Below are 12,670 nucleotides of genomic sequence, written 5' to 3'. Positions count from 1 at the left end.
AGGCCCGTCGACTGGGCGTCGATTCACGTCGACCGTGCACCCCGGGATCACGCGAGCAGCCGCCAGAGACCGATGAGCCCGACGACGACGATCACCCCCCGAAGCGCGCGGGGGGAGAGGCGCCGCCCGTACCTGGCGCCGAGGAAACCGCCGATGAGCGAGCCGACGGCGATGGCCGCCGCGGCCCACCAATCGATCCGGTCGAACGCGACCAGCGTGTACGTGACGGCGGCGACGACGTTGACCACCAGGGACAGCAGGTTCTTAGCCGCGTTCAGCCGTTGCAGGTGGTCGGGGACGACCACCCCCAGGATGCCCATCAAGAGGATGCCCTGCGCGGCGGTGAAGTAGCCGCCGTAGACACCGACGGCGAATGTGCCGAGGGTCATCGCCGCGATCCGCAGGGGACCGAGGTGCGATGGCGTGAGGTCTCCGCCGGGGGACGTGCGAGTGCCCACCCATCTCTGGATGTAGGGCTGGGCGACGACGAGGATCAGCGCGGCGACGAGCAGAATCGGGACCACGGTCTCGAACACCGTCTCCGGCAGATGGAGCAGAAGCCAGCAGCCGGCGATCGCACCGGTGAACGACGCCGGAATCTGCCACCGGAGTCGCGGCCACTGGCCCTCGAGTTCACGCCGGTATCCCCACGTTCCGGACACCCCGCCGGCGACGAGGCCGATCGCGTTGGACATCGTCGCGGTGACCGGCGGGACGCCGAACGCGACCAGCGTCGGGAACGTGATGAGGGTTCCGCTGCCCACGAGGGCGTTGATCGCGCCCGCCCCGACGCCGGCGACGAGTACGACGACTAGTTCCCAGATGGTCACAGTCTCCGAGGGTGCCCTCCGAGATCTACAGCGGCTGCACCGGGGTGGTTTCGACAGGGCTCAACCAGCGGAGAACAGGGCTCAACCAGCGGAGAACCTCGCGTCGCGAGACGACGCCCAGTCGACGGGTCGATCAGTTGATCCGGTCTCCGGTGGACGGGTCGAAGAGGTGCACCGCACTGTCGGACTGGCGCAGGCGGATACCCTCACCGCGCTTGGCCGGGGCCCGGTCGGCAGACCGCGCGACCATCACCATCGGATCGCCGTCGAGGTTGCGGACCGAGTCGTCGGCGAGGTTGGCGTAGATGTAGGTCTCGCTACCGAGTTCCTCGAGGAGAGCGACGTCGGCGTTGAGTCCGGTGCCACTGTCGGACAACGCGAGGTGCTCCGGACGGATGCCCACGACCACGGACTCCAGACCGGAACGACGCAGCGCGGCCTGCGCTTCGGCGTCGATGTCCACGGCAGCACCTGACACGGTGATCACGCCGTCGACGACCGGCGCCACGAAGAGGTTCATCCCCGGCGAGCCGATGAACCCGGCGACGAATGCGTTGACCGGGCGGTCGTACAGTTCCGTCGGCGTGGAGAACTGCTGCAGCACCCCGTTTTTCAGGACAGCGACACGATCCCCCATCGTCATCGCCTCGACCTGGTCGTGGGTGACGTAGACGGTCGTGGTGCCCAGACGCCGCTGCAGGGCCGCGATCTGGGTACGGGTCTGGACGCGGAGTTTGGCGTCGAGGTTCGACAGCGGTTCGTCCATGCAGAAGACCTGCGGTTCGCGAACGATGGCTCGCCCCATGGCGACACGCTGCCGCTGGCCACCCGACAGCTTCGCCGGCTTGCGGTCGAGGAAGTCGGTCAGGTCGAGCAACCGCGCGGCCTCGGCGACCTTGCGCTTGCGCTCGTCGGCGGGCACGCCCCGCATCTTCAACGCGAAACCCATGTTCTCCCCGACGGTCTTGTTGGGGTACAGCGCGTAGTTCTGGAAGACCATCGCGATGTCGCGGTCCTTGGGCGCGACGCCGACCATGTTGTCGCCACCGATCCGGATCTGACCCGAGTCGATCTCTTCGAGCCCGGCGAGCATGCGCAGGGCGGTGGACTTGCCCGAGCCCGACGGTCCGACGAGGACCACGAACTCACCGTCGTCGATGTCCAGGTTCAGTGAGTCGACGGCGAGTTTGTCCGCGCCGGGGTAGACGCAGCAGGCCTTGTCGTAGGTGATGGAAGCCATGATGTTCTCCGGTTTCTACAAAGGTGTTGTGCGAGTGCGTGTCAGAGGGAGTGGATCACTTGATTGCGCCGAATGAGAGGCCGCGGACGAGCTTGTTCTGGGCGATCCAGCCGCAGATGACGACCGGCAGCGCGGCGAGCACGGATGCGGCGGACAGCTGCGCCCAGTACAGGCCCTGGCCGGACATGAAACCGGTCAGGAACACCGGCATCGTCTGCGCGTTGACCGCGGTCATGTTGACGGCGAAGAAGAACTCGTTCCACGAGAAGATCACGCAGATCAGTGCTGTCGCTGCGATTCCCGGCGAGATGAGCGGGAGGATGACTTCACGCACCGAGGTCCACAGACTGGCGCCGTCGATGCTGGCGGCCTCGAGGAGTTCGCCGGGGACCTCGAGGAAGAACGACCGCATCATCCACACCGCTATCGGTAGGTTCATCGCGGTGTAGAGGATGACCAGCGTCCAGATGTTGTCGAGCATCCCGATCTCGCCGACGATCACATAGAGCGGGATGATTGCGGCGACGATCGGCAGCATCTTGGTGCTGATGAAGAAGAACAGCGCATCCTTGGTCTTGCGTACCGGGCGCAGCGACAGCGCGAACGCAGCCGGCACGCCGAGCAACAGCACCAGGATCGTCGACACGATCGTCGCGAACAAGGAATTCAACAGGGGTGTGGCGATTCCCGCGTCGAAGACGTCGCGGAACTGCTGCAGCGTGGGCTCGAAGAAGAAGGTCGGCGGGTTCGTCGCGGCGTCGCTCTCCTGCTTGAACGCCGTCAGCACCATCCAGAGCACCGGGAAGAAGAACCCGATCGCGAGGATCCAGGTGACGGCGGTGAGGGCTGCCTGGCGCGGTTGTCGACGACGGCGGATCTCGGTGCCGGACTGCGCGTCTGCCTCCCCGGCCGGCGTGCGGTCGGAGCGAATGTCGGTGGTCATCAGGCCGGCTCCTCTGTTCCGGAGAATGATTTGAAGATCAGTCGCAGGGCGAGCGTGGCGACGACGATCGTGCCGATCACCGTCACGACACCCATCGCAGCGGCCTGGCCGATGTCGAAGCCGAGGAACGCGCGCTGGTAGATGTAGTACGACAGATTCGAACTGGAGACACCCGGACCACCGGAGGTCATCATGTACACCGCGTCGAAGGTGTTCACCAGGTAGATGGCCCCGAGCACCGCACCCAGTTCGATGAACCGGCGCAGATGCGGGAGTGTGAGTTCCCGGAAGAGCCGGAAGCTCGTGGCGCCGTCGACGCGTGCCGCTTCCTGGATGTCACGGGGCATCGATTGCAGGCCCGCGAGGATCAGCAGCATCATGAACGGCGTCCACTGCCAGACCAATTCGGCCATCACGCTCATCAGCGGGAACTCCGACAGCCAGTCGGTCTCGATACCGAACGGACTCAGCGCCCAGTTGACGAGTCCGTTGGTCGGCGAGAGCAAGCTCGTCTTCCACAGCAGCGCAGCCGCCACCGGGGTCACCAGGAACGGCGTGATGAGCAGTGTCCGAACCACGCCCCGGCCCAGAAACTTCCGGTCGAGCAGAAGGGCGAACATCAGACCGAGGAGCACCGAGATGAGCACCGTGCCGACGATCAGCAGGATCGTGTTGACCGTCACCCGCCAGAACTGACTGTCGCCGAAGACCGCGACATAGTTGTCGAGACCGACGAACGCACGCGAATCCGGACGTACCAGGTTCCATGACTGGGTGGAGTAGTACAGCGTGAACACGAACGGGATCTGCGTGACCACGATCAAGAAGATCAGGGCCGGCAGGAGCGGGCCGCGACGCCGCCAGCCCTCGGCGCGCGTGACGTGATCACGCGAGGACGTCAGCGGTGCCTTCGGGGTCGTGTCGGGTGGTGGAGTGGAGACTGCGGTGGCCATGATCACTGCTCCCTTTGGTAGGACTTGCCGACGACCTGGGCGTACTCCTGTGCCTGGGCGAGCGCGTCGTCGACACTGATCTGACCGGCGATGGCTGCCGAGATCTGTTGACTCACCCGGGTTCCGAGGTCTTGGAACTCCGGGATCGCGAGGAACTGGACGCCGGTGTAGGGCACCGGCTCGAGGGTCGGCTTCAACTGGTTCGCTGCGCGCATCGCGCTCAGTGTCTGCTCGGCGAACGGCGCGGCGAGTTCCTTGTAGGCCGGCAGTTCATACGTGGACAGGCGGCTGCCCGGTGGGACGTGACTGGGCCCCAGGGACTCCGAGACGTACTCGATGTAGCTCTTGCTGGTCATCCACCGGATGAACTTCCACGCCTCGTCCTGGTGCTCGCTGCTGGTGGGGATGCCGAGCGACCAGGTGTAGAGCCAGCCGTTGTCTCCCTTGGCCATACTGGGCGCCGGCAGGTAGCCGACGTCCCCGGCGATCGACGAGGTGTCCGGGCTCTCGAGCACCGACACCGCCGAGGTCGCGTCGTACCACATCGCGACCTGGCCCTGCGACAACAGGTTTCCGCACTCCTGGAAGCCCGACGACGCGGCACCGGCCTCGCCGTGGTTCCGGACGGTGTCGACGTAGAACTTCACCGCCGCGGCGACCTCCGGACTGTCGAGCTGCGCGTTCCAGTCCTCGTCGTACCAGCGGCCGCCGAAGGCGTTGATCACCGTGTTGAGTGGGGCGAGCACCTCACCCCAGCCGGGCTTGCCGCGCAAGCAGATGCCCGCGGTGCGCTCGTTGTCGAGCTTGGCCGCCGCCTCCGCGACCTGTGGCCACGTCGGTTGGGCCGGCAACGACACCCCCGCCTCGGCGAAGAGCTTCTTGTTGTACATCAGGAACGACGACTCGCCGTAGAAGGGCGCCGAGTACATCGAACCATCGTGAGACAGAGCCGTTTTCAGCGTCGGGATGAAGTCGTCGGCGTCGTACTCGGGATCCGCATCCATGTACGGGCTCAGATTCACGAGCCAGCCGTACTCGCCCCACATCGGGGTCTCGTAGTTGCTGATCATCACGACGTCGAACTCACCGCCGCTGGTGGCCACCGATGCGGTGATCTTGGCCCGCGCCTCGTTCTCGGAGAGGGTCACGAATCGCACCGTGACGCCGGGATTCTGCTCCTCGAACTGCGTGGACAGCTTGACCGCGTCCTGCATCTGCGAGTTGGAGACCATCGCGACGGTGATCTCGCGACCACCGCCGCCGGTGAGTGAACCGGCGCCGGAGCAGCCGGTCAGCACCAGCGTCACGGTCGCGATGATCGCACCCAGCGCCCATCGCACTCGGTGTCGGGAGAACATCATTGTTCGCCTTTCTCTTGCACCACAAGCCATTCGGCGGTGGCGAGGTCGGTGACGAGAATGGTGGCGTAGCCACCGCGCAGTGCACCGAGGATGGACTCGCGACGGTGTGTGCCACCGGACACGAGGATCGATGTCGGGCAGGCCCGGACCGCGTCGAGCGACACCGAGACGGTCCGATCGACGAGACTGGAGGGCACCGCGACGCCGTGCGCGTCGTAGAAGCGTCCGCCGATCTCTCCGACCGCGCCGAGTTCCAGGAGTTCGTCGAGGACGACGGCATCGATGAACGAGCCCTCGAACAATGTGGTCGACGTCGACACCGACCCGACGCCGAAGAGCATCACCTGCGCACCGCGCGCCGCCGAGAGCGCCTGCGACAGAATCGAATCACGGTTCACGGCGGTGACCGTCTCCGGGTCGACATAGAGCGGTGCGACCAGCCGCAGCGGACGGGCATGAAGACGTTCGGAGAACCGGGACAGTGCATGGTCGACGCCGGTGTGGTACTCCACCGAGGTCATCGAGCCGTCCATCTGCACGACCCGCTGACATGACGCCGATGCGGCCATGGCGTCGGCGACAGCCACCTGCTCCGGCCCCCAGGTGAATCCGAAGGTGTCGGTCGCCTGGATGCGGCGGGTGAGCACCGAGGCCCCGGCGCGGCCGAGCGCGGCGTTGCCGGTGGTGGTGCCGTCGGCCACCTCGTCGATGACGAGCACCTCGTCGAGACCGAGGGTCTCCTCCACCGCGCGCTCGAGATCGGTGTGGATCGAGGCCGAGAGGTGCGCCGGCGCAGCCACGGACACGCGGACGAGGCCTTGCGCCCGGGCTCGCGCCACCAGCCGACCGGCGGTCGGCCGCGAAACGCCCAGGCGTGATGCGATCTCGGCCTGGGTGAGCCCCTCGAGGTGGTACATCGTCGCGGCGCGGACGAGAAGACGCAGGTCCTGGCCGGAGTCGGGAGTTCCGCGCGAGGCCGCGCGGACTGTCGAGACGGACGGCTCGCCGTCGTCGCTCGTCGACTTCCGAGGTGCCATGGTCGCGTGCCCCGTCCCTGTCGTCGCCGTCGCCCGTTGAGCCAACGACGGTGAGCATCTGCTCACTGGCGGTCAATGTGCTCAATAAGCTAGCATCCGGGTGTGACCCACGCAACAACCGATCGCCCCATAGCGGACGTTCCCGACGCCATGCGCGCCGCCGTCCTGCATCCCGATCTCTCGGTGACCACCGAAAGTCGCAGGTCTCCGCACCCGGAGCCCGGTGACGTCACGGTGGCCGTACGCGCGGTGGGGGTCTGCGGGTCCGACACCCACTACTTCCGGCACGGACGGATCGGCGAGTACGTGGTCCGCGAACCGCTCGTCCTCGGTCACGAGGCGGCCGGGGTCGTCGTCGCCGTCGGGGAAGGGGTGGACCCGGGCCGGGTCGGCGAGCGGGTGTCCATCGAACCGCAGCGTCCCGACCCGACCACAGCGGAGAGCAGACGCGGTGACTACCACCTGTGCCCACACATGCGGTTCTACGCGACGCCTCCGGTGGACGGCGCCTTCGCCGAGTTCGTGACCATCGGAGCCGATTTCGCGCATCCCGTGCCACCCGAGGTCTCCGACGAGGCCGCCGCCTTGTTCGAGCCGCTCTCCGTGGGCATCGCCGCGATGCGCAAAGCCGAGGTGTCGGTGGGCGGCTCGGTCCTGATCGCCGGCGCGGGTCCGATCGGCCTGATGGTGGCGCAGGTCGCCCGGGCGTCCGGTCTCGCGCGCATCGTCGTCAGTGAGCCCGATGAGCAGCGACGTTCTCGCGCAATCGAATTCGGTGCCACCACGGTGATCGAGCCCGGAACCGGGAGCGAACCCGTCGATGCCTTCGTCGATGCCAGCGGTGTCGCGGGTGCGGTCCGGGATGGACTGGCCCGGGTGCGTCCCGGCGGGCGCGTCGTCCTCGTCGGGATGGGCGCCGACTCGATGGAACTGCCGGTGTCGCTCATTCAGAACCGCGAACTGGTGCTGACCGGGGTGTTCCGCTATGCCAACACCTGGCCGACGGCTCTCGCGCTGGTCCGGAGCGGCGCCGTCGACCTCGATGCGATGGTCACCGCCCGGTTCGGACTCGACCAACTCGCCGACGCGCTCGACTCCGATCGCACACCCGGCACCATCAAAGCTGTGGTCTACCCGTCTATTTCTAGATACCTGCCCGGGCCCGCCGATACCGCCCCGAACGAGACGGAAGGAACTCGTCGATGAGCACACCCCTGAACAACGAGACGATGTCGGGCCTCGCCGGCGTGGACGTCCCGACCTACGACCGTTCGGGCGTCACCCCCGGGATCGTGCACTTCGGTGTGGGCGCGTTCCACCGTGCACACCAGGCTATGTACCTCGACCATCTCCTCGCCACCGACGCGTCGGCGAGCGGGTGGGGCATCTGCGGGGTCGGCGTCCGTACGGCCGACGCCGCGATGCGCGACGCCCTGGGGCCGCAGGACGGACTGTTCACACTCACCCTCAAACACCCCGACGGCGCCGTCGAGACCTCGGTGATCGGATCGATCGTCGAATACCTCTACGCTCCAGACGATCCTGAGAAAGTAATCGAGCGGCTCAGCGACCCGGCGACACGCATCGTCTCGCTGACGGTGACCGAGGGCGGCTACAACTTCTCACCGTCGACCGGCGAGTTCGACGCCACGAACCCGGACATCGTCGCCGACCTCGAGGCCAGTGCGCCGCCGCGCACCGTCTTCGGACTGGTGACCGAGGCACTCGCGCGGCGCCGGGACCGCGGTGTCCCGTCGTTCACGGTCATGTCGTGCGACAACATCCAGGGCAACGGCCACATGGCACGATCGACCTTCCTCGCCTATGCGCAGCTACGCGATCCGGAACTGGCCGCGTGGATCGAGACCAACACCCGGTTCCCGAACTCGATGGTGGACCGCATCACCCCCGCGACCCCGCCCGGACTGGCCGCCGAGGTCGCTGATCGCACCGGTGTCGACGACAACTGGCCGGTGGTCGCCGAGCCCTTCACGCAGTGGGTGCTCGAGGACGACTTCTCGATGGGACGCCCTGCACTGGAGCAGGTGGGAGTCCAGGTCGTCGAGGACGTCACCCCGTACGAGCTGATGAAGTTGCGACTGCTCAACGCCGGTCACCAGGCGCTGTGCTACTTCGGATATCTGCTCGGGTACCGCTACGTCCACGACGCGTCGTCGGACCCGGACATTCGGAACCTTGTGCGCCGCTACATGACCGAAGAAGGAGCCACCACCCTCCGTCCACTTCCCGGCGTCGACGTCGAGGAGTACATCGACACCCTCCTCGAACGTTTCGCCAACCCGGCGATCGGTGACACCATCGCGCGCCTCTGCCAGGACTCCTCCGACCGCATCCCGAAGTGGCTGGTCCCGGTGATCCGCGAGCGCCTCGAACGGGACCAGCGAAGCGACCTCGCCGCTGCGGTCGTGGCGAGCTGGACCCGCTACGCTGAGGGCACCGACGAGGCAGGGGAACCGATCGACGTCGTCGACCCGCTTGCGGCCGAACTCGTTCCGCGAGCGCAACGGTCCCGCACCGACCCGCTGGCCTTCGTCGCCGACCCCGAGTTGTTCGGTACCCTCGCGCAGGATCCGCTGTTCACCACTCCGTATCTGTCGGCGCTGGAGTCGTTGCGCAGCAAGGGAGCCCGCGCGACGCTGATCGACCTGCTCGCATGACGACGCTGGTCGCCGGGATCGATTCGTCGACCCAGTCATGCAAGGTGGTCGTCTGTGACGCCGACACCGGGCAGGTGGTGCGCACCGGACACGCTCCGCACCCCGCCGGTACCGAGGTGCACCCGGATCACTGGTGGGACGCACTGTGCTCTGCGGTCGCCGCCGCGGACGGCTTCGACGACGTCTCCGCGGTGTCCGTGGCGGGCCAGCAGCACGGCATGGTCTGTCTGGACGGGAATGGCCGGGTGGTCCGGGAAGCGTTGCTGTGGAATGACACCCGTTCCGCACCGAGCGCTGCTGCTCTCGTCGACGAGTTCGGCGGATCCGAGCAGTGGGCGCGCTCGGTCGGGGTGGTGCCGGTGGCTTCCATCACCGCGACCAAACTCCGCTGGCTGGCCGACCACGAACCGGCGCACGCCGACGCCACGGCTGCGATCTGTCTTCCGCACGATTGGCTGACCTGGCGACTGCGCGACAGTCGCGACCTCGCCGAGCTGACGACCGACCGCAGCGACGCCTCCGGCACCGGCTATTTCAGCGCGGCGACCGGCGAGTACCGAACCGATCTGCTCGACGCCGCGTTCCGCGGCCGTCGACCGCTTCTGCCCCGGGTCCTCGGCCCCGCGGAACGGGCCGGCGTCACGCCGTCCGGCGTCGTCGTGGGCGCCGGCGCGGGCGACAACGCCGCAGCCGCACTGGGACTGCACGCCGGCCCCGGGGATTCCGTTGTCTCCCTGGGCACGTCGGGCGTGGTCAGCGCCGTCGGCGACGTGGCGCCGAATGATCCGTCGGGTCTGGTGGCCGGGTTCGCGGACGCGACCGGGCGTCACCTGCCGCTGGTCTGCACCCTGAACGGCGCCCCGGTGCTGGCGTCGACCGCGTCGATGCTCGGCGTGGACCTGGCCGAGTTCGCGCGGTTGGCCATGTCGGCTGAGCCCGGCGCGGGTGGCGTCACGATGGTGCCCTACTTCGCCGGCGAGCGCTCGCCGAACATCCCTGACGCGACCGGCACGCTGACGGGGCTGACCGCGGCCAACTTCACCCCGGCCGCGATCGCCCGCGCGGCCGTCGAGGGCCTGGTCTCGTCTCTGGTGTTCTGCCGCGAACGGATCGAGCAGCAGGGCATCGACGTCGAGCGCGTGCTGCTCACCGGCGGTGGCGCGAAGTCGGCTGCGGTGCGCCACATCGCACCGGGTCTGTTCGGCGGCAAGGTCGTCGTCCCCGCCGACGGCGAACACGTGGCGCTCGGTGCGGCGCGACAGGCCGCGTGGGCCCTGACCGGTGAACTGCCCGCGTGGGAGACATCGACCCAGACGCTCACCGGGACGCCCACGCCCGAGGTGTACGCGCACTACCGGGAGGCCTCGCTCATGGTGGAACGCGAGGCGGGGCGGTAGGACTGCGGCGGCCCGGATACGCCGAACGTCCGGCGGTCGTGCGCACTTGCCGGGACAATGGCCCGGGGTCGGTACACAACCGAGGAGTGAGCGATGGTCGATTGGGACGGTGACCGGTACGCGGACGTGAGCGCCTTGCAGCGCATGGTCGCCGAGGAGTCGATCGGCGACCTCGAACTCGCCGGGACCGAACGCCTGCTGGACATCGGGTGCGGCGACGGCTTCATCACGATGCTGCTCGCCGACCGGCTGCCGTCGGGCTCGGTCGTCGGCGTCGACGCCTCGCGCCGGATGATCGAACGCGCGCTCGTGCGGGTCCCGGCGGACCTGCTGCGCGTCCAGTTCCACGTCGACGACGTGCTTGCCCTGCCCTTCGACGACGACTTCGACATCGCGGTGTCGTTCAACGCGCTGCACTGGGTGCACGACCAAGGGGCGGCGCTGCAAGGAATCGCGCGCAGTCTCGTCGACGGCGGTCGGGCGGTGCTGCAGATGGTGTGCGCCACCGAGAGACCGAGTATCGAAGACGTGGGGATGGAGGTCGCGGCGCAACCGGAGCGGAAGCGCTACTTCGACGGCTTCGACGCGCCCTACGTCCACGTGGAACCATCGCGGTTCGGGGAACTCGCCACCGACGCCGGGTTCATCGTGGACGACCTGACGGTGAAGGATCTGAACTGGCAGTTCGAATCGGTCGACGACTTCCGAGCCTGGTTCGCGGTCGGGGCGTCGGATTGGACGAGCCGCCTACCGGACAGTGCAGTCGACGATTTCGTCGATGCGGTCATCGACCGCTACACCGACGTCGTCGGCGAACCCGCACTGTTCCGGTTCAGCCAGTTGCGCGCCTCGCTGTCTAAACCTGCTCGCTCAGAGAACCTTTGCTGACCTCCGGTCACCCCGACCCCTGTTCCGAAAGAACCACAGCCACACCGGCCCGTCCCGCTCCCTGAGGAGCGCCCGGAGCCTGCGGAGGGCGCGTCACGAAGGGTCTGCCGCGCATCTCACCAGGACCCTTCGTGACGCTCGCAAGCTCGCTCCTCAGGGAGCAAGAGGGGTCGCAAGCTCGCTCCTCAGGGAGCAAGAGGGGTCGCAAGCTCGCTCCTCAGGGAGCAAGAGGGGTCGCAAGCTCGCTCCTCAGGGAGCAAGAGGGGTCGCAAGCTCGCTCCTCAGGGAGCAAGAGGGGTCGCAAGCTCGCTCCTCAGGGAGCAAGAGGGGTCGCAAGCTCGCTCCTCAGGGAGCAAGAGGGGTCGCTGCCTGCACCCTCACGCACAGTCAACGGGGCGGGGGTCACTCCGGCACGTAGTTGAAGGTGTCCGGATCGGGCCCGATGCGCTCGTCGTTGTTGAGGCGGTCGATCTGGGCGACCTCGTCGTCGGACAGTTCGAAGTCGAACAGTGCGAAGTTCTCCTCGACGCGCGAGCGGGTCACCGACTTCGGGAAGACGATGTCGCCGCGCTGGATGTGCCACCGCAGGGTGACCTGCGCGGGCGAGCGGTCCTTGGACTTGGCGATCTCGGTGATGACCGGGTCGTCGGCCACCTTGCCCTGGGCGATCGGGGACCATGCCTCGGTGGCGATGCCGTGCTCGGAGTTGAACGCCCGCAACGGGTTCTGCGACAGATACGGGTGCACCTCGATCTGGTTCACCGCGGGTACGACGTCGGTCTCGTCGAAGAGACGCTGTAGATGCGCCTGCTGGAAGTTCGACACGCCGATCGCGCGCGCCTTTCCGTCGGCGTAGGCCTTCTCGAGCGCCTTCCAGGTCTGGACGTAGTCGCCCACCTCCGGCAGTGGCCAGTGGATCAGGAAGAGGTCGATCTGCTCGACGCCGAGGTCGGCGAGGGTTCCGTCGAGCGCCTTCAGGGCGTCGTCGTAGTCGTGGAAGCCGTTGTTCAGCTTGCTGGTGATGAAGATGTCGTCGCGCGGAATGCCCGAATCGCGGACCGCTTCGCCGACGCCCTTCTCGTTGCCGTACATCTCCGCGGTGTCGATGTGGCGGTATCCGACCTCGAATGCGGTCAGAGTTGCTTCACGCGTGTCCTCCGGCGGAACCTGGAAGACTCCGAAACCCAACTGCGGAATGGTGATTCCGTTGTTCAGTGTGATGTTCGGGACTGCCATGAGCACTTGTCCTCTCTCTAGGGGTCGTCTACGCCTGCCCCTCACCCGCGCGGCGGGCGGTCTGGGGCCACGTTGTGGTTCAAGGCCGCCGGCCCGCCCTGGTATTC

Annotated in this window: 11 protein-coding genes; 4 read left to right on the top strand and 7 right to left on the bottom strand. The window is 67.3% G+C overall.

The annotated features are described in order from the left end of the window. Nucleotides 1-47: 47 nt before the first annotated feature. The 6 genes from B1818_RS09520 to B1818_RS09495 form a co-directional block, all read right to left on the bottom strand. On the bottom strand, nt 48-830 hold the full coding sequence (locus B1818_RS09520) for a sulfite exporter TauE/SafE family protein (protein WP_058252811.1): 783 nt from the start codon (nt 828-830) through the stop codon (nt 48-50). A 133-nt stretch (nt 831-963) separates the two neighbouring features. Then, nucleotides 964-2,070: an ABC transporter ATP-binding protein gene (locus B1818_RS09515; protein WP_078112571.1), complete on the bottom strand. Its 1,107-nt coding sequence runs from the start codon at nt 2,068-2,070 to the stop codon at nt 964-966. Between the two features lie 55 nt (nt 2,071-2,125). Then, nucleotides 2,126-3,013: a carbohydrate ABC transporter permease gene (locus B1818_RS09510; protein WP_078112570.1), complete on the bottom strand. Its 888-nt coding sequence runs from the start codon at nt 3,011-3,013 to the stop codon at nt 2,126-2,128. Further along, entirely contained in the window at nt 3,013-3,966 is a 954-nt protein-coding gene (locus B1818_RS09505) for a carbohydrate ABC transporter permease (RefSeq protein ID WP_058252870.1), read from the bottom strand. Before B1818_RS09505 ends, B1818_RS09510 begins: the two co-directional genes overlap by 1 nt. Nucleotides 3,967-3,968: 2 nt before the next feature. Beyond that, nucleotides 3,969-5,327 carry a sugar ABC transporter substrate-binding protein gene (locus B1818_RS09500; protein ID WP_058252814.1) on the bottom strand — a complete coding sequence of 453 codons (1,359 nt, stop codon included), beginning with the start codon at nt 5,325-5,327 and terminating at the stop codon, nt 3,969-3,971. After that, nucleotides 5,324-6,364: a sugar-binding transcriptional regulator gene (locus B1818_RS09495; RefSeq protein ID WP_058252815.1), complete on the bottom strand. Its 1,041-nt coding sequence runs from the start codon at nt 6,362-6,364 to the stop codon at nt 5,324-5,326. The genes B1818_RS09500 and B1818_RS09495 overlap by 4 nt, the downstream gene beginning before the upstream one ends. 150 nt (nt 6,365-6,514) lie before the next feature. Between B1818_RS09495 and B1818_RS09490 the strand changes: the two genes are divergently transcribed. The 4 genes from B1818_RS09490 to B1818_RS09475 all read left to right on the top strand — a co-directional run bounded on the left by B1818_RS09490 (nt 6,515) and on the right by B1818_RS09475 (nt 11,327). Beyond that, nucleotides 6,515-7,570 carry an NAD(P)-dependent alcohol dehydrogenase gene (locus B1818_RS09490; RefSeq protein WP_058252816.1) on the top strand — a complete coding sequence of 352 codons (1,056 nt, stop codon included), beginning with the start codon at nt 6,515-6,517 and terminating at the stop codon, nt 7,568-7,570. Continuing rightward, on the top strand, nt 7,567-9,042 hold the full coding sequence (locus B1818_RS09485) for a mannitol dehydrogenase family protein (RefSeq protein ID WP_058252817.1): 1,476 nt from the start codon (nt 7,567-7,569) through the stop codon (nt 9,040-9,042). Before B1818_RS09490 ends, B1818_RS09485 begins: the two co-directional genes overlap by 4 nt. Beyond that, a complete protein-coding gene (xylB, locus tag B1818_RS09480; protein ID WP_058252818.1) occupies nt 9,039-10,439 on the top strand; it encodes a xylulokinase in 1,401 nt (466 codons plus the stop codon). Before B1818_RS09485 ends, xylB begins: the two co-directional genes overlap by 4 nt. 93 nt (nt 10,440-10,532) lie before the next feature. Further along, nucleotides 10,533-11,327: a class I SAM-dependent methyltransferase gene (locus B1818_RS09475; protein WP_078112569.1), complete on the top strand. Its 795-nt coding sequence runs from the start codon at nt 10,533-10,535 to the stop codon at nt 11,325-11,327. A 402-nt stretch (nt 11,328-11,729) separates the two neighbouring features. Here the strand turns inward: B1818_RS09475 and B1818_RS09470 are convergent, their stop codons facing one another. Next, nucleotides 11,730-12,563, bottom strand: a complete 834-nt coding sequence (locus B1818_RS09470) for an aldo/keto reductase (protein ID WP_058252820.1) — start codon at nt 12,561-12,563, stop codon at nt 11,730-11,732. Nucleotides 12,564-12,670 lie beyond the last annotated feature (107 nt).

The organism is Gordonia sp. IITR100, assembly GCF_002009645.1.
Classification (GTDB): Bacteria; Actinomycetota; Actinomycetes; order Mycobacteriales; family Mycobacteriaceae; genus Gordonia; species Gordonia hongkongensis.
The sequence above is the reverse complement of the archived record's forward strand: the minus strand, read 5'-3'. Positions and strand labels throughout refer to the sequence as shown.

Coding starts and splice junctions, on each gene's coding strand:
- B1818_RS09515 (WP_078112571.1), bottom strand. CDS start 2,070: ATGGCTTCCATCACCTACGACAAGGCCTGCTGCGTCTACCCCGGCGCG.
- B1818_RS09510 (WP_078112570.1), bottom strand. CDS start 3,013: ATGACCACCGACATTCGCTCCGACCGCACGCCGGCCGGGGAGGCAGAC.
- B1818_RS09505 (WP_058252870.1), bottom strand. CDS start 3,966: ATGGCCACCGCAGTCTCCACTCCACCACCCGACACGACCCCGAAGGCA.
- B1818_RS09500 (WP_058252814.1), bottom strand. CDS start 5,327: ATGATGTTCTCCCGACACCGAGTGCGATGGGCGCTGGGTGCGATCATC.
- B1818_RS09495 (WP_058252815.1), bottom strand. CDS start 6,364: ATGGCACCTCGGAAGTCGACGAGCGACGACGGCGAGCCGTCCGTCTCG.
- B1818_RS09490 (WP_058252816.1), top strand. CDS start 6,515: ATGCGCGCCGCCGTCCTGCATCCCGATCTCTCGGTGACCACCGAAAGT.
- B1818_RS09485 (WP_058252817.1), top strand. CDS start 7,567: ATGAGCACACCCCTGAACAACGAGACGATGTCGGGCCTCGCCGGCGTG.
- xylB (WP_058252818.1), top strand. CDS start 9,039: ATGACGACGCTGGTCGCCGGGATCGATTCGTCGACCCAGTCATGCAAG.
- B1818_RS09475 (WP_078112569.1), top strand. CDS start 10,533: ATGGTCGATTGGGACGGTGACCGGTACGCGGACGTGAGCGCCTTGCAG.
- B1818_RS09470 (WP_058252820.1), bottom strand. CDS start 12,563: ATGGCAGTCCCGAACATCACACTGAACAACGGAATCACCATTCCGCAG.